Source organism: Thauera sp. ZXT1-4, from assembly GCF_052598215.2.
Window position 1 is genome coordinate 135,362 of sequence record NZ_JBQWSN020000004.1, and the last position, 14,743, is coordinate 150,104.

The 14,743-nt window shown below is 64.6% G+C and carries 13 protein-coding genes; 10 read left to right on the plus strand and 3 right to left on the minus strand.

Annotated elements, in window-relative coordinates; translation table 11 throughout:
• The first annotated feature begins 111 nt into the window (after window positions 1–111).
• The 3 genes from ACUH78_RS05220 to ACUH78_RS05230 all read left to right on the plus strand — a co-directional run bounded on the left by ACUH78_RS05220 (window position 112) and on the right by ACUH78_RS05230 (window position 4,038).
• The gene (locus ACUH78_RS05220; RefSeq protein ID WP_445332916.1) at window positions 112–1,044 is read left to right on the plus strand and encodes an NAD-dependent epimerase/dehydratase family protein; all 933 of its coding nucleotides are present in this window, start codon (window positions 112–114) and stop codon (window positions 1,042–1,044) included.
• Complete coding sequence (locus tag ACUH78_RS05225) at window positions 1,041–2,108, plus strand: MraY family glycosyltransferase (RefSeq protein WP_445332917.1); 1,068 nt, start codon at window positions 1,041–1,043, stop codon at window positions 2,106–2,108. Before ACUH78_RS05220 ends, ACUH78_RS05225 begins: the two co-directional genes overlap by 4 nt.
• A gap of 67 nt (window positions 2,109–2,175) precedes the next feature.
• Window positions 2,176–4,038: a polysaccharide biosynthesis protein gene (locus ACUH78_RS05230; RefSeq protein WP_445332918.1), complete on the plus strand. Its 1,863-nt coding sequence runs from the start codon at window positions 2,176–2,178 to the stop codon at window positions 4,036–4,038.
• 84 nt (window positions 4,039–4,122) lie between these two features.
• Here the strand turns inward: ACUH78_RS05230 and msbA are convergent, their stop codons facing one another.
• Genes msbA through polA form a run of 3 tightly spaced genes read right to left on the minus strand, consistent with a single transcriptional unit; the run spans window position 4,123 to window position 9,582 of the window.
• Window positions 4,123–5,976: a lipid A export permease/ATP-binding protein MsbA gene (gene msbA, locus ACUH78_RS05235; RefSeq protein ID WP_445332919.1), complete on the minus strand. Its 1,854-nt coding sequence runs from the start codon at window positions 5,974–5,976 to the stop codon at window positions 4,123–4,125.
• Window positions 5,977–6,016: 40 nt separating this feature from the next.
• Window positions 6,017–6,817 carry a BUD32 family EKC/KEOPS complex subunit gene (locus ACUH78_RS05240; protein ID WP_418364538.1) on the minus strand — a complete coding sequence of 267 codons (801 nt, stop codon included), beginning with the start codon at window positions 6,815–6,817 and terminating at the stop codon, window positions 6,017–6,019.
• A complete protein-coding gene (gene polA, locus ACUH78_RS05245) occupies window positions 6,817–9,582 on the minus strand; it encodes a DNA polymerase I (RefSeq protein WP_418364537.1) in 2,766 nt (921 codons plus the stop codon). Before polA ends, ACUH78_RS05240 begins: the two co-directional genes overlap by 1 nt.
• A 23-nt stretch (window positions 9,583–9,605) precedes the next feature.
• Between polA and ACUH78_RS05250 the strand changes: the two genes are divergently transcribed.
• The 7 genes from ACUH78_RS05250 to nadD all read left to right on the plus strand — a co-directional run bounded on the left by ACUH78_RS05250 (window position 9,606) and on the right by nadD (window position 14,740).
• Window positions 9,606–10,331 carry an LOG family protein gene (locus ACUH78_RS05250; protein ID WP_445332920.1) on the plus strand — a complete coding sequence of 242 codons (726 nt, stop codon included), beginning with the start codon at window positions 9,606–9,608 and terminating at the stop codon, window positions 10,329–10,331.
• A 93-nt stretch (window positions 10,332–10,424) separates the two neighbouring features.
• Window positions 10,425–10,748 carry a DUF2782 domain-containing protein gene (locus tag ACUH78_RS05255; RefSeq protein WP_418364535.1) on the plus strand — a complete coding sequence of 108 codons (324 nt, stop codon included), beginning with the start codon at window positions 10,425–10,427 and terminating at the stop codon, window positions 10,746–10,748.
• Window positions 10,745–11,395, plus strand: a complete 651-nt coding sequence (locus ACUH78_RS05260) for a DNA-deoxyinosine glycosylase (RefSeq protein ID WP_445332921.1) — start codon at window positions 10,745–10,747, stop codon at window positions 11,393–11,395. Before ACUH78_RS05255 ends, ACUH78_RS05260 begins: the two co-directional genes overlap by 4 nt.
• Before the next feature lie 35 nt (window positions 11,396–11,430).
• The gene (locus ACUH78_RS05265; protein WP_445332922.1) at window positions 11,431–12,387 is read left to right on the plus strand and encodes a homoserine kinase; all 957 of its coding nucleotides are present in this window, start codon (window positions 11,431–11,433) and stop codon (window positions 12,385–12,387) included.
• 27 nt (window positions 12,388–12,414) lie between these two features.
• Window positions 12,415–13,227 (plus strand): BPSS1780 family membrane protein, encoded by an 813-nt coding sequence (locus tag ACUH78_RS05270; protein ID WP_445332923.1) that lies wholly within the window; start codon window positions 12,415–12,417, stop codon window positions 13,225–13,227.
• 18 nt (window positions 13,228–13,245) lie between these two features.
• On the plus strand, window positions 13,246–14,046 hold the full coding sequence (locus ACUH78_RS05275; protein WP_418364532.1) for a BPSS1780 family membrane protein: 801 nt from the start codon (window positions 13,246–13,248) through the stop codon (window positions 14,044–14,046).
• Entirely contained in the window at window positions 14,036–14,740 is a 705-nt protein-coding gene (nadD, locus tag ACUH78_RS05280; RefSeq protein ID WP_435750969.1) for a nicotinate-nucleotide adenylyltransferase, read from the plus strand. The genes ACUH78_RS05275 and nadD overlap by 11 nt, the downstream gene beginning before the upstream one ends.
• Window positions 14,741–14,743 lie beyond the last annotated feature (3 nt).

Consider the following 14,743-nt stretch of genomic DNA (forward strand, 5'->3'; position numbering starts at 1 on the left):
GCCGGAAGAGGGCGAATGATACCGCGCCAACGCCAACAATTCCCGGCCAGCCCGCCCTGACAACCATGGAGGGCTGGTAAGCTTGGGCGTTTGCTCGACGGTTAAGCTCGCATGTCCATTCTTGTCACCGGTGCCAACGGCTTCATAGGATCCGCACTTGTCAAGGCGCTCTCCGAGGCAGGGCATACGGTCACTGCAGCGGCACGTTCGGCCGGCAATAGCTCCGGGCTTGTACAGTCTCCTTCGTTGGGCCCGGCAGCAAACTGGCGCCATCTCCTTCGCGGTCAGTCCGCGGTGGTTCACACTGCAGCGCGGGTGCATGTAATGCACGAGAGGGGGTCAGACTCGTCGGATCTGTACCAGGTGGAGAACACGCTTGGCACACTCGCCTTGGCGGATCAGGCCGCTGAGGCAGGTGTCGGGAGATTCCTGTTTATCAGCACCATCAAGGTAATGGGTGAAGCATCAACGCACCCCCTTTGCCCCTCTGAAACGCCTTCACCAGCAGACGCTTACGCGCGCTCAAAGCTCGCGGCCGAGGAGGGCTTGATGAGAATCTGTCGCGAAAAGCGGATGGAGTTCGTAGTCATCCGGCCCCCGCTGGTCTATGGACCAGGAGCAAAAGGCAATTTTCAGACGATGATACGCTGGCTCCAGCGTGGCCTTCCGATCCCCCTGGGTGGATTTACCAGCAATCGGCGCTCATTTCTGGCGCTGGACAACCTTGCAGACCTTGCCGTCACGTGCGTCACCCATCCGGCTGCCGCAAACCAGGTTTTTCATGCCGCTGACGGCGAAGATCTGTCGACAGCAGAACTCCTCCGGCAGCTCGGTTCGGCGATGGGGCTCAACCCTTGGCTACCGTCGATACCGCCTGAGATCATAGGGCGACTCGCTGCACTGGCGGGAAGAAAGGATCTGATGACCCGTCTTTCAGGGAGCCTTCAGGTCGACATCTCCCACGCCTGCACGACGCTTGATTGGCAGCCCCCGATAAACGTCCGCGAAGGCCTCAGGCGGAGCGTTGAAGGATTCGACCGATGATCGACTGGCGTTGCAGCACAGCCATCATCGCAGGCATTGGCGTGGTCGCGATGGTCATGACGGGAGTACTTCGCCGATATGCGTTGGCACGCAATTTGCTTGATATCCCAAATACCCGGAGCTCCCACTCCGCGCCTACACCTCGGGGCGGTGGAGTGGCGATCGTACTCAGTACCCTCCTGGGGGTCGTCTGGCTTCGCTCTTCCGGCTTTATCAGCCCTAACGAGTTCTGGGGGATCCTGGGGGCGGGAGGGCTTGTTGCCTTGATAGGCTTCGTGGACGACCATCGGCACATCGCCGCCCTTTGGCGCCTGCTTGCGCATTTTGTGGCAGCTGCATGGATTGTGCTCTGGCTGGGGGCGCCTTCATCACTCACTGCCTTCTCTGGCCGCTTTGATCTCCTGTGGTTAGGCTACGCCCTGACCGCCGTCTACCTCGTCTGGATGCTCAATCTCTACAACTTCATGGACGGCATCGATGGCCTTGCCAGCATGGAAGCAATCACCGTCGGCTTGGGCGGGGCTCTTGTTCATTTCCTCGCGGGTCAAACCGAGCCGGCAATGCTCCCTCTCTTGCTTGCTGCAGCGGTGGCCGGTTTCGCGATCTGGAACTTTCCTCCGGCGAGAATCTTCATGGGGGATGCAGGCAGCGGTTTTCTCGGAATCATGTTTGGAATCCTATCCGTCCAGGCAGCCAGCACATCCATCACATTATTTTTTGCATGGCTGGTGTTGCTCGGAGTATTCATCACGGATGCTTCTCTTACCCTCCTTCGACGCTTGTTCCGAGGAGAACGAGTTCACCAAGCGCATCGGACCCACGCATACCAGCACGCAGCGCGCCGGTACGGTGGACACCTGCCCGTCACGCTTACGGTCACCGCCTTGAACCTGATCTGGCTGCTTCCGCTTGCGGTAGCCATCACAATGGAATGGCTCGACCCGGTCGTGGCGCTTGTGCTCGCCTACACCCCGCTGCTTGCCTTAGCAGTTCATCAGAACGCAGGAGGGGAAACCCAGGCCGACGATCAAAACAAGAGCAAGTCTTTATTGCGCAAGATGTGACCTGCAGCAGGAGCGAGTAGAATTCTGCATCCCGACAGATGGGCCTATCGCTCCTCGCGGGCTCGACATGATCAACACCAGCCTGCTCTCATCCCTCGTTTTCCTTTTCGACCTGCTCGCGGCTGCTCTTGCTTTCGGAGGGGCTTTGCTGCTTAGCTCAAACCTGCATTGGCCCCCGGGTTACGAGACCCGCCTCATACCTACGGGCTTGCCCCTGCTGGCAGTCCATATCGTAGCCTGTCGGGTGGCAGGTCTCTACCGGGGGATGTGGGTTTTCGCAAGCCTTCCCGATCTAAAACGGGTACTCAAGGCAGTGGCGATGACCTCCGCTGCAATGCTGCTGATGCTTGTCTTGGACCACGCAACTCCGACACTGCCAAGATCCATGGCCGTGTTGTTCCCGATCCTCCTCCTGGTGATCATGAGCGGTGGCCGCGCCACATGGCGCATGTGGAAAGAGTATCGCCTTTATGGTGGGCTCGTAGGTGCCGGCAAACCCGTCATCATCGTCGGGGCGGGCAGCGGCGGTGCGATGCTGGTACGCGAGCTTGAGCGAAGTCCCGATTGGCAAGTCGTAGCACTGGTGGACGACGATTCCAGCAAATGGCGCCGCGAACTTTACGGACACCCGGTGGTGGGCGCAATCGATCTTCTTCCACGTGTTCTGGAGGAAACCAAGGCCCAGCACGTCATACTTGCCATGCCTTCGGCTGCGGGCGCAGAAGTAAAGCGGGCCACGGACCTCGCCGTTCGCGCTGGCGCCCATGTGTTCACCGTCCCAGGGCTGGAAGACCTAATGAACGGAAAGGTCGCAATTCACACCATGCGCCCGGTGGACATCGAGGACCTTCTTGGCCGGGAGCCAGTCTGCATCGACTCAGAGCATGTAAGCAGGATGATCACCGGCAAGACAGTACTGATCACCGGAGCCGGAGGGTCAATCGGCAGCGAGCTTTGTCGCCAACTCGCCCGCTATGAGCCAGCTCGGCTAATCTTGCTGGAATCCAGCGAATTTGCGCTTTACAACATCGAGCAGTGGTTCGCCAACATGCAACAGGCCACGGACATTGTGGCACTTTCGGGCGACGTAAAGGATCCGGAACGGATAGAGACCATTTTCAAGCAATGGAAACCCCAAATCGTGTTTCACGCCGCGGCCTACAAGCACGTTCCGCTCATGGAGGTCGGTAATGCTTGGGAGGCAGTGCGTAATAACGTTCTTGGTACGCTGCGTGTGGCGTCAAGTGCACATCGCCATGGGGTCGAGCGCTTTGTCCTCATATCGACGGACAAGGCAGTGAATCCTACCAACGTCATGGGCGCCACCAAGAGATTGGCTGAAATGGTCTGTGAAGCCCTACAGCGTACGACTCGTAGCGCTTTGGAGACTCACGAAACCGTGACGGGAACCCAGTTCGAAATCGTGCGCTTTGGCAATGTCCTCGGCAGCACCGGAAGCGTGATTCCGAAATTTTCTGAGCAAATTGCACGTGGCGGGCCTGTTACCGTCACGCATCCGGACATTACGCGCTTCTTCATGTCGATACCCGAAGCAGCGCTACTGGTTCTTCAGGCGTCAGCGATGGGGCACGGTGGAGAGATTTTCGTGCTTGACATGGGAAAACCTGTACGCATTGCAGATTTGGCTCGGAATATGATTCGTCTGTCAGGCTACACAGAGGACTCAATTCGTATTGAGTTTATTGGTCTGCGCCCGGGCGAAAAACTGTATGAGGAGTTACTCGCGGATGCCGAGCAGACAAGAACGACACCGCACCCAAAGCTCCGGATCGCGCGTTCGCGGCCAGTGCCCCCTGGCTTCATCGAAGAACTCGAATGCTGGCTGTCGGAGCCTGGCCCCTCGACCGACTGTGACGTCAGGCTGGCATTGAAACGCTGGGTACCAGAGTACAAGCCCACGAGTCATTGATCTTGCAATAACGCAAATAGCAAACATGGTCCCTGTACTCCGACAACTCGAACCAATCCGAGAGCGCTGAGTCAGACCGGAGCCTTACATGCCTCCAACCTCACCCCCGATCGCCTGCAGTCGCGCATACGTCCCGCCCTTCGCCACAAGCTCGGCATGCGTTCCGCGCTCCACGATCCGTCCAGAATCCATAACCAGAATCTGATCCGCCTTCTCGATCGTCGATAGCCGGTGGGCGATGACGATGGTCGTGCGCCCGGCCATCAGCCGCTCGATTGCTGCCTGGATAAGCCTTTCCGACTCGGTATCCAGCGCAGACGTCGCCTCGTCCAGAATCAGGATCGGCGCATTTTTCAGCAGCGCACGCGCAATCGCCAGGCGCTGACGCTGGCCGCCGGAGAGGAGTACGCCGTTTTCGCCGATCTCGGTGTCGAAGCCTTGCGGCAAACGGTCGATGAACTCGCGTGCGTTGGCAGCTTCGGCTGCAGCGACGATCTCTTCGCGGCTGGCGCCGGCAAGCTCGCCGTAGGCGATGTTCTCGGCCACCGAGCCATTGAAAAGCGTGACCTGCTGCGTGACCAGCGCGATATGGCGGCGCAGGTTGGCGAGCGTGTAGTCTTCCACCGCTACCCCATCGACCAGCAGCCGGCCTTCATCGTGCTGATAGAAGCGCGGGATGAGGTTGGCAAGCGTGGACTTGCCGCTGCCCGACTTGCCGACCAGGGCGATCATCTGACCCGGCGCCGCCGTGAAGTCGACGCCCTCCAGAGCCCTGCCCTCGGCGCCGGGATAGGTAAAGCCCAGGCCCTGCGCTTCGACGCGTCCGGTGATGTGGGTGCGCTCGACGCTGCCGGCGTCCGGCTCGGGCGCCTCGTCGAGTTGCTCGAAGATGCTGTCGGCCGCAGCCACGCCGCGCTGGATCTTGGAACTGACCTCACCCAACAGGCGGATAGCACGCGGCAACAGGCCGGCTGCGGTCATGAAGGCGACCACGTCACCCGCGGTAGCGTCGCCTCGCACCTTGAGCACCATGAACAGCAGCAGGCCCATCGCGCTATAGATGATGAGATTCATCAGCGCCGAGAAGACCTCCTCGGTGCGTACCATCTTGAGCTGGCGCTTGGTGTTGTCTAGGCTGGCATGCCCGAAGCGGGCGCGCTCGTAATCCGCGCCACCGAAGCTGCGCACCACACGATAGCCCTGAATGGTTTCGGAGGCCACATGGGTGACCTCACCCATGGCGGTCTGGATGTTCTTTGACAGGCGGCGGAATTTGCGGCTGGCGTTGGACACCAGCCAGCCGATCACAGGCAGCACCACGAGCAAGGTGAGAGTGAGTTGCCAGTTCATCCAAAGCAGGTAGCTCAACAGCGCAATGACGGTGAGCCCCTCGCGGAACAGGGTCTTCACCGCATCGGTGGCGGCGCCGGTGACCATGGTGACGTTGTAGGTGAGCTTGGAGACCAGGTGGCCGGAGTTCTGCGCGTCGTAGAAACGGTTGGGCAGCACCAGGAAGCTCTCGAAGAGCTGAGTGCGCAGGTCATGCACCAGTCCAAGCGACACCTTGGAGATGGCGTAGTTGCCGAGGAACGTGCCCACTCCCTGCCATAGCGCGATCAGCATCACCATGACCGGGATCGCGAACACGATGTCGAGCGCATCCAGCCACGCGATGCCGGTCGCGACCGGTTCGTCGGGCGTGGCCAGCCCGTCGACGAAGAACTTGAACACCGCCGCAAGGCCCGCCTTGGCAGCGCCCGCAATGGCAAAACCCAGAATGCTGAGCAGAAAGAAGCCCAGGTATGGCTTTGTGTAGCCGAGCAGGCGGGTATACACCTTGAGGCTGCTGGTCTGGGCCGCAGCGTCGACCGGCAGGGGTGGCCGCTCACGGGTTTCGGGCGCGGGCGTCGGCTCGGTGTTCGGGGGGGCTGTGTTCATGGCGCTGAATGATATGCCAAGCAAGGGAAGTGCTCGCAGCTCACTCCGGCAAACCGTGCAGAAGCCAGGCAACCGTACGCAGGCGCTGCCCATCCCGCCCGAAGCGGCGCCCGCGCGGCAGATGGCGCAGCCAAGCCAGGCGGCCCGCCGTACGCAACACCTGCGCACGGATCTCGGCATCCAGCCCGGCGAGGGTGTCGCACACCCGGAGGCCCGCAGGATCGAGCAGGTCCCGCTGGTCCAGGATCAGCGCGGTCGAATGCAGGTAGCACAACCAGTCACGCGCCTGGCACTGTGCAAGGTCCAGTGCGCGACCGGGGTCGTCCTCGAAGTCGATGAAGGCAATGCGGCCGTCGGCAGCGCGCACCATGTTGCGGGCGAAGCCTTGGCTCAGATAGCCGCCGCGGCGATGCAGATCGGCAAGCGCCGCAAGGCCCTCGTCGAACAGGGCGAGGCAGGCGGGCACATTCTTGGCAGTGGCCATTTCCTGCTGCAGGCTGAGGCCCGGCTCGCCTGTGCTGCCCAGATCCTTGAGCATCAGGCCGGCGTCGCTCCAGGCCAGCACCTCAGGCACGAACGCGCCCTGCGCAGCCAGGACCTGCAGGCGGCGCACCTCGGTATTGATGGCATCGGCACCGCCAAAATTGGGCACCGGGCTGAGCACTCCAAGACCGAGCGCACGTGACAGGAAGCCCATCGCCAAGTAGCGCCAGCGCGGGTTACGCGGCCCCGCCTTCTTAACCCACACGCGCTGCCCCCCGAAATCATGGGCACCGACATTGTGGGTCTGGCGCGCCAGCGCCTCTGCCAGGAAGCGTTCGGCAGTGGTCTGCACCACCATCAGTGCGCTTCATCCCAGTTGTCGCCCGCACCGACTTCGACCAGCAACGGCACCTTCAGCTCGGCAACGCCGCCCATCAGCCTAGGCAGCGCCTCACGGATGGTGTCGAGTTCGACCGCCGGCACCTCCAGCACCAGCTCGTCATGCACCTGCAGCACCAGCTTCGACTTCAGACCCGACGCCGCAAGCCAGTCGCTCGCCGCGATCATCGCCTTCTTGATCAGGTCGGCTGCGGTGCCCTGCATCGGCGCGTTGATCGCCGCGCGCTCGGCGGCCTGGCGGCGGCCAGCCTGGCTGGCGCGGATGTCGGGCAGGTACAGCCGGCGGCCGAACACGGTCTCGACATAGCCTTGCTCGCGCGCCTCGGCGCGGGTGCGCTCCATGTACTCTGCAACGCCGGGGTAGCGGGCAAAGTAGCGATCGATCCAGGCCTGCGCGGCGGCACGCTCGATGCCCAGGTTCTTTGCCAGGCCGTGCGCGCTCATGCCGTAGATGAGGCCGAAGTTGATCACCTTTGCGTAGCGGCGCTGCTCGCTGCTGACCTCCGCCGGCGGCATGCCGAAGACCTCGCCGGCGGTGGCGCGATGCACGTCCTCGCCTTTCGCGAAAGCCTCGAGCAGGCGGGCATCGTCCGACAGGTGGGCCATGATGCGCAGCTCGATCTGCGAGTAGTCGGCCGACACGATGAGGTGGTCGCGCGGCGCGATGAAGGCGGCGCGGATGCGGCGGCCTTCCGGCGTGCGGATCGGGATGTTCTGCAGGTTGGGCTCGGAGCTCGACAGACGGCCGGTGACGGCAGTGGCCTGCGAGAAGCTGGTATGCACGCGGCCCGTCCTGGGGTTGACCATGCGCGGCAGCTTGTCGGCGTAGGTGCTCTTCAGCTTGGCCAGGCTACGGTGCTCGAGCAGCAGCTTGGGCAGCGGGTAATCTTCGGCGAGCTTCTCCAGCACCTCCTCGTCGGTGGAGGGCTGGCCGGTGGCGGTCTTCTTGACCACCGGCAGGCCGAGCTTGCCGAACAGGATCTCGCCGAGCTGCTTGGGCGAGCCGAGGTTGAAGGGCTGGCCGGCGAGCGCGTGGGCCTCGCCTTCGAGCGCGTGCAGGCGGCGCCCGAGTTCCTCGGAATGCTGGCTGAGCAGGAAAGGGTCGATCAGCACGCCGGTGCGCTCCATCTGCTGCAGCACGGACAGCACCGGTAGCTCGATTTCGCGATACAGCGCGGCGAGCTGCGGCGTGGCCTCGAGCTGCGGCCACAGGCGCTGGTGCAGGCGCAGGGTGACGTCGGCGTCCTCGGCCGCGTACTCGGTAGCGCGGTCCATGGCGACCTCGTCGAAGCCGATCTGCTTGGCCCCCTTGCCGCACACCTCGGTGTAAGGGAGGGTTATCAGCCCGAGGTGGCGCTTGGCGAGCGAATCCATGTCGTGCGGCTTGTCGCTTTCGAGCACGTAGGACTGGAGCAGCGTGTCGTGCGCGATGCCGCGCAGCGTAATGCCATGGTTGGCGAGCACGTGGGCGTCGTACTTCAGGTTCTGGCCAACCTTGGCGTGCTGGTCCGACTCCAGCCAGGGACGGAGCTTCGCCAGCACCTCTTCCAAAGGCAGTTGCGCCGGCGCGTCACCCCCCCGGTGCGCCAGCGGCAGATAAGCCGCCTCGCCCGGTTCAACCGCAAACGACATCCCCACCAGCTTCGCCGCCATCGGATCGAGGCTGGTGGTTTCCGTGTCGAAGGCGGTGAGTTCGGCCGCGAAGATCTTCGCCAGCCAGGCGTCGAAGCTCGGCCAGTCGAGGATGGCAACGTAGCCCGCACGGTGCGCGCCGGGCGGGTCATCGGAAATAGCGGAAATTGGGTTCTGTCCCCTATTTCCTTGGTCATCGAACCGGCGAGCCTCGGTTGCTGCCTTCGACGCAGCGACACTCTCCGCGCCGCCATCCAGATCCTTCAGCCAAGACTTGAACTCGAAGCGCTCGTACAGTGCGCGCAGCGCTGCCTTGTCGTCCTCGCGCGCCGGTAGCTCGTCGAGCGCCACCGGCAGTTCGACATCGGTCGCCACCGTCACCAGCCTGCGCCCGAGCGGCAGGAAGTCCAGGTGCTTGCGCAGGTTCTCGCCCACCTTGCCGCCGACCTTTTCGGCGTTGGCGACGAGATTGTCTAGGGTGCCGTATTCGGTCAGCCACTTTACCGCGGTCTTGGGGCCACACTTTTCCACCCCCGGCACGTTGTCCACCGTGTCGCCGACCAGCGCCAGGTAGTCGACGATACGCTCGGGCGGCACGCCGAACTTCGCCTCGACGCCGGCCGCGTCCAGCACCTCCTCGCTCATGGTATTGACCCAGCGCACCCCGGGACGCACGAGTTGGGTGAGATCCTTGTCGCCGGTGGAAATCACGACTTCCCAGCCACGCTCGAGCGCCTGGCGGGTCAGGGTGCCGATGACATCGTCGGCCTCCACGCCCTCCACCGACAGCAACGGCCAGCCCTCGGCCTGCACCGCTTCGTGCAGCGGTGCGATCTGCACACGCAGATCGTCGGGCATCGGCGGCCGATGCGACTTGTACTCGGGATACCAGTCGTCGCGGAAGGTCTTGCCCTTGGCATCGAACACGCAGGCGCGAAATTCTGCCTTGTAGTCGCTTTCCAGCCGCCTTAGCATCGACAGCACCCCCCGGATCGCGCCCGTCGGCTCGCCTTGCGAATTGCGCAGGTCGGGCAAGGCATGGAAGGCGCGATAGAGATAGCTCGAGCCATCTACGAGCAGCAGCGTGGGCATTCTGGATCCTAGAGAACGACAACATGACCGCGAAAGAAAAACTCCCCCGCAGCGTTCCCGACAGCAGCGCGCCGCGATACAACGCGCGCGAATCCTGGCGGATCTTCGGAATTATGGCAGAGTTCGTCGAGGCGACCGAACGGCTGTCCTCCATCCGGCCGGCCGTTTCGATCTTCGGCAGCGCACGCACGCCGCCCGACCACATGTACTACATTCTCACCGAGCAGATCGCCCGTCAGCTCTCCGACGCCGGCTTCGCGGTGATCTCTGGCGGCGGGCCGGGCCTCATGGAGGCGGCAAACAAGGGCGCCTTCTTCGGCAAGAGCCCCTCGGTGGGCCTGAACATCCAGTTGCCACTGGAGCAGAACGCCAACCCCTACCAGGACATCTCGCAAACTTTCCAGCACTTCTTCGCACGCAAGTTCATGTTCGTGAAGTTCGCGACCGCCTATGTGGTGATGCCGGGCGGTTTCGGCACCCTGGACGAGTTGCTCGAGGCGATGACGCTGATCCAGACCCGCAAGAGCCGCCGCATCCCGATCATCCTGGTGCACCGCCCCTTCTGGCAGGGCCTGATCGACTGGTTCCGCGACCGCTTGGTAAGCGAGGGCATGATCAAGGTCGAGGATCTCGACCTGGTGCAGATCATCGACGAGCCGGGGGAGGTCGTCGAAGCGATCTTCAAGCACTACGAACGCCGCGGCTTCCAGCCCCTGCCCGCCGAGCGGGAGATGATGCTCAACCTGTAAATGTAAAGGGGCTCACAGACCCCAGCCTGCAGCCGGCCCGCGGGCGAAGCGCGCGCATTGCAGCTAGAATTCCACCATCTTCAGGAGATCATCATGCGTCGCACCCTGTTCGCCCTCTTGCTGGCCGCCAGTGCCCCGGTTTTCGCCCAGCAGCCTGCCGGCCTCGAGCCCATTCCCGAGCCGCCGCCGATGCCCGCCGAGGATGCGCTGGCCGACGAGCCGGAGGTCACCATCGTCAAGCGCGGCGACGACACGGTCACCGAATACCGCATCCGCGGCAAGCTCTATATGGTCAAGGTCACGCCGCCGCATGGCGTGCCGTACTATCTGGTCGACAAGGAAGGCAACGGCCAGATGGTGCGCGACGACCGCGGCCCCGAGCTGGCCGTGCCGATGTGGGTGATCAAGTCCTGGTGAGCACGCCGTTCGCGAGCCGCTGCGTTCGGAATGACAGCGAGCCGCCACCGCTTGCTGGCGCCGCGCCCGGCTCTGCCACGCCTCGGCTCTGCCACAGCTTTCCGCCGGTCTGCTCGGCCGATGCCCGGGTGCTCGTGCTCGGCAGCATGCCGGGAGCCGCCTCGATCGCCGCGGCCCAGTACTACGCTCACCCACGCAATGCCTTCTGGCAGATCATGGGCGCACTGTTCGGCGCGAGCCCGGCCCTTCCCTACGAACAACGCCTGCAGCGCCTGGCCGTCGCGGGCGTGGCGCTGTGGGACGTGATCGCATGCGGTGAGCGTGAGGGCAGCCTGGACAGCGCAATCCGCCCGGACAGCATCGAAGCCAACGACTTCGCCCGTCTGTTCAGCGATTGCCCGCGCATCGGTCATGTGTTCTTCAACGGTGCCGCTGCCGAAACCATCTTTCGCCGCCATGTGTCTCCGCGGATGGCCCTGCCTGAGTTGCGCTTCACCCGCCTGCCCTCGACCAGCCCTGCGCATGCAGCCCGCAGCTTCGATGCCAAGCTCGCCGCATGGCAGGCAGTGAAGAGCGCGACGTGTGACGGCGCAGGCCCCCGCCCGTCCAGCGCCCGGGTGCCCGCGGCGATCGCCGCCAGTGCCTGACCCAAACCTCGCCGAACGTCCCTTCCGGAGCCCGCATGTCCGTCTTCACCCCCGTCCCCGAATCCGTGCTCGCCTGCTGGCTCCAGGACTATGCCGTCGGCCGCCTGGAGGAACTCAGGGGCATCTCGGCCGGCGTGCAGAACAGCAACTTCTTTGTCACTACCACGCTCGGCCGCTACGTGCTGACGCTGTTCGAAGGCATCCCGCGCGCCGAGCTGCCCTACTACCTGCACCTGATGGCCCACCTCGCGCGCCATGGCTTGCCGGTTCCGGCGCCGATCGCCAACCGTCACAACGAATACCTCGGCACCCTGCAGGAGCGGCCCGCCGCGCTCGTGGTGCGCCTGTCGGGCAGCTCCGAGATGAATCCGGGCCTGCCCCATTGCGAGCGCGTCGGCGCCATGCTCGCCGGCCTGCACCTGGCCGGCCAGTCCTACGGCCGCCGCCAGGAAAACCCGCGCGGTGCCACCTGGCGCACAGCCACCGCAAGCGTCGTGCGCCCCTTCCTGCCCGCCGACGAGCAGGCGCTGCTTGACGCCGAACTCGCCATTCAGGCCAGGACAGACCTCGCCACCCTGCCCGCAGGCGCGATCCACGCCGACCTCTTCCGCGACAACGTGCTGTGGGACACCGACGCCGATGGCAACGTACGCATCGGCGGCGTCATCGACTTCTACTTCGCCGGTTACGACGCACTGCTGTTCGACGTGGCCGTGACCGTCAACGACTGGTGCTCCGCCGCGGACGGCAGCCTGGACGAAACCCGCACTGCAGCACTGCTCGCCGCCTACCATGCCGAGCGCCCGTTCTGCGACGCCGAGCGCACCGCCTGGCCAGCGATGCTGCGCGCCGCTGCGCTGCGCTTCTGGCTGTCGCGCGCAGCGGATTTCCACCTGCCGCGCGCAGGAGAAATGGTTCTGGTGAAGAATCCGAACGAGTACCGCGACATCCTGCGCCTGCGCAGTGCGGGCGTGCCCGACCTTCCGCGCTGAACCGCCGCCTGCCCCGATCGACACCCAATGGACCAGGATCCGCAAGCGCCCCGCCGCCCCCACCCGCCACCGCCGCCCGCTCCGGGCGACGTCGCGCCCGGCCACGCCCTGAACTGGCTTGCCGAAGGCTGGCGCCTCTTCATGCTCGCTCCCGGCGCCTGGGCCATCCAGGCGCTGATCTTCTTCGTCATCGTCGCCGCACTCGGCATGCTGCCCTTCCTCGGTTGGGCCGCTGCGCCGATCGCGCTGCCGGTGCTGGTCGGCGGCATGCTTTCAGGCGCGCAGCGCCTCGATCGCGGCGAAACCCTGAGCATCGACGCACTCTTCGACGGCATCCGCAAGCAGGCCAGTAGCCTGCTGCTGTTAGGGGTGTTCCACCTTCTCGGCATGCTGCTCGCCGCAATCACCGCCGCGGCCATCGGTGGCAGCGCGGCGCTCACCGGCATCGCGGTCGGGGCGCTTGCAGGGATGGGTATGGCCGCCGGGGGCATGATGCTGGGCGTCGTCGTGTTCACCGTGCTCTGGGCGCTGCTGATGATGGCGCTGTGGTTCGCCCCGGCGCTGGTGATGCTGCACGAGGTGGCGCCGCTCGACGCCATGAAGCTCTCGGCCCGCGCCTGCATGCACAATCTGCTCGCCTTCATCGTGCTCGCCGTGCTGCTCTATGTCAGCGTGTGGGTGGCGATGATTCCCGCCGGGCTGGGCATGCTGGTCCTGATCCCGGTGATCACGGGCGCACTCTACGCCGCCTGGAAGGAAACCTTCTCGCCACTGCTCGCACTGCCGCCCCCGGGCGGGGCGACACCGAGTGAGCCTTCCCCTCCCCCGATATCCGAATAGCGACTACAAGACTCCGACATGCAAGCACGACAACTCCCGATGCAGCGCGGCTGGGCCTGGTTGCGCGAGGGCGTGGCGATCTGGCGGCGCAACCCTGCGCTGGTCACCTTCGCTACCTTCGGCTACCTGCTCTCCATCGTCCTCCTCAGCATCGTCCCCATCCTCGGACAACTGGTCGCCTCGCTGCTGATGCCGGCCCTGTCCGTAGGCGTGCTCAACGCCTGCCGCGCAGTCGATGCGGGGCGCAAGGCCGGGCCGGACGTGCTCTTTTCCGGCTTCAAGAGCAACCTCCCGTCGCTGGTCGCGGTCGGCGGCCTGTATCTGGCTGGCACCATCCTGGTGCTCCTCCTCGTGTCGCTCGTCGATGACGGTAGCCTGTTCGCCCTCATGCGCGGCGAGGACATCGAGGAGCAGATGCGTGGCGACTCCACGCTCGGCTTCACCCTGCTCGTGGCTCTGGTGCTGAGCACGCCGGTGATGATGGCCTACTGGTTCGCCCCGGTGCTGGCCTCGTGGTGGCAGGTGCCAGCGGCGAAGGCCCTGTTCTTCAGCTTCTACGCCTGCCTGCGCAACTGGCGCCCGTTCCTGGCCTACGCCATCGGTCTGGCGATCTTCGGTGCCATCCTTCCGGGCATCGTCATCGGGGTGCTCGGCCTGGTCTCGCCGACGCTGGGCAGCGTACTCTCGCTGCCGATCCCACTCATCATCCTGCCGGTGATCTTCTGCACCTTCTACACCGCCACCCGCGACGTGTTCGGCCTGCCGGAAGGCGAGCGCCGCCGCATCGACACCCGCCCCGAAGACGCCGATGCAGGCTGAGCAAGCCCTCTCCGGCGACACTGCAGCAGACCTGCCCCTGGGCCTGCTCGGCGGCACCTTCGATCCGATTCACTTCGGCCATCTGCGTCTGGCCGAGGAAGCGCGCGAGGCGCTCGGCCTGGGCGAGCTGCGCTTGATGCCCGCAGGCCGACCGCCGCACCGCGGCGAACCCGGCAGCACGCCTGAAGACCGCCTTGCCATGGCCCGCCTGGCCGCTGCCGGCAATCCCGCGCTGCGGGTCGACGACACCGAAGTGCGCGCGCAGCAGAAGAGCTACACCGTGCTCACGCTCGAGCAACTGCGCGCCGAAAGCGGCCCCCTGCGCCCGCTGGTGCTGATCCTGGGTGCCGATGCATTCGAGGGGCTGCCGGGCTGGCACCGCTGGAAAGAGCTGTTCGCGCTCGCCCATATCGCGGTCGCCAACCGGCCGGGCTACGCCCCCCACGGCCGGCGCTGGCCCGCCACACTCTCGGCAGAACTCGCCGCTGCCTGCCGCGACCGCCACAGCACCGACATCGCGGACCTGCGCACCACACCCGCCGGGCGCGTGATCGCCTTCGACATGACGCCCCTGGCAATCTCTGCCTCGCTGATCCGCGACCTGGTGCGGGATGGCCACAGCGCCCGCTATTTGCTGCCCGATTCCGTTCTCGACTATATTGCCGCGCACCGTCTTTACCGCAAGGGAAGATAGGCC

What these genes read in the sequence shown, in the direction of transcription:
- ACUH78_RS05220 (WP_445332916.1), top strand. Translation starts at nt 112, where the DNA reads ATGTCCATTCTTGTCACCGGTGCCAACGGCTTCATAGGATCCGCACTT.
- ACUH78_RS05225 (WP_445332917.1), top strand. Translation starts at nt 1,041, where the DNA reads ATGATCGACTGGCGTTGCAGCACAGCCATCATCGCAGGCATTGGCGTG.
- ACUH78_RS05230 (WP_445332918.1), top strand. Translation starts at nt 2,176, where the DNA reads ATGATCAACACCAGCCTGCTCTCATCCCTCGTTTTCCTTTTCGACCTG.
- msbA (WP_445332919.1), bottom strand. Translation starts at nt 5,976, where the DNA reads ATGAACACAGCCCCCCCGAACACCGAGCCGACGCCCGCGCCCGAAACC.
- ACUH78_RS05240 (WP_418364538.1), bottom strand. Translation starts at nt 6,817, where the DNA reads ATGGTGGTGCAGACCACTGCCGAACGCTTCCTGGCAGAGGCGCTGGCG.
- polA (WP_418364537.1), bottom strand. Translation starts at nt 9,582, where the DNA reads ATGCCCACGCTGCTGCTCGTAGATGGCTCGAGCTATCTCTATCGCGCC.
- ACUH78_RS05250 (WP_445332920.1), top strand. Translation starts at nt 9,606, where the DNA reads ATGACCGCGAAAGAAAAACTCCCCCGCAGCGTTCCCGACAGCAGCGCG.
- ACUH78_RS05255 (WP_418364535.1), top strand. Translation starts at nt 10,425, where the DNA reads ATGCGTCGCACCCTGTTCGCCCTCTTGCTGGCCGCCAGTGCCCCGGTT.
- ACUH78_RS05265 (WP_445332922.1), top strand. Translation starts at nt 11,431, where the DNA reads ATGTCCGTCTTCACCCCCGTCCCCGAATCCGTGCTCGCCTGCTGGCTC.
- ACUH78_RS05270 (WP_445332923.1), top strand. Translation starts at nt 12,415, where the DNA reads ATGGACCAGGATCCGCAAGCGCCCCGCCGCCCCCACCCGCCACCGCCG.
- ACUH78_RS05275 (WP_418364532.1), top strand. Translation starts at nt 13,246, where the DNA reads ATGCAAGCACGACAACTCCCGATGCAGCGCGGCTGGGCCTGGTTGCGC.
- nadD (WP_435750969.1), top strand. Translation starts at nt 14,036, where the DNA reads ATGCAGGCTGAGCAAGCCCTCTCCGGCGACACTGCAGCAGACCTGCCC.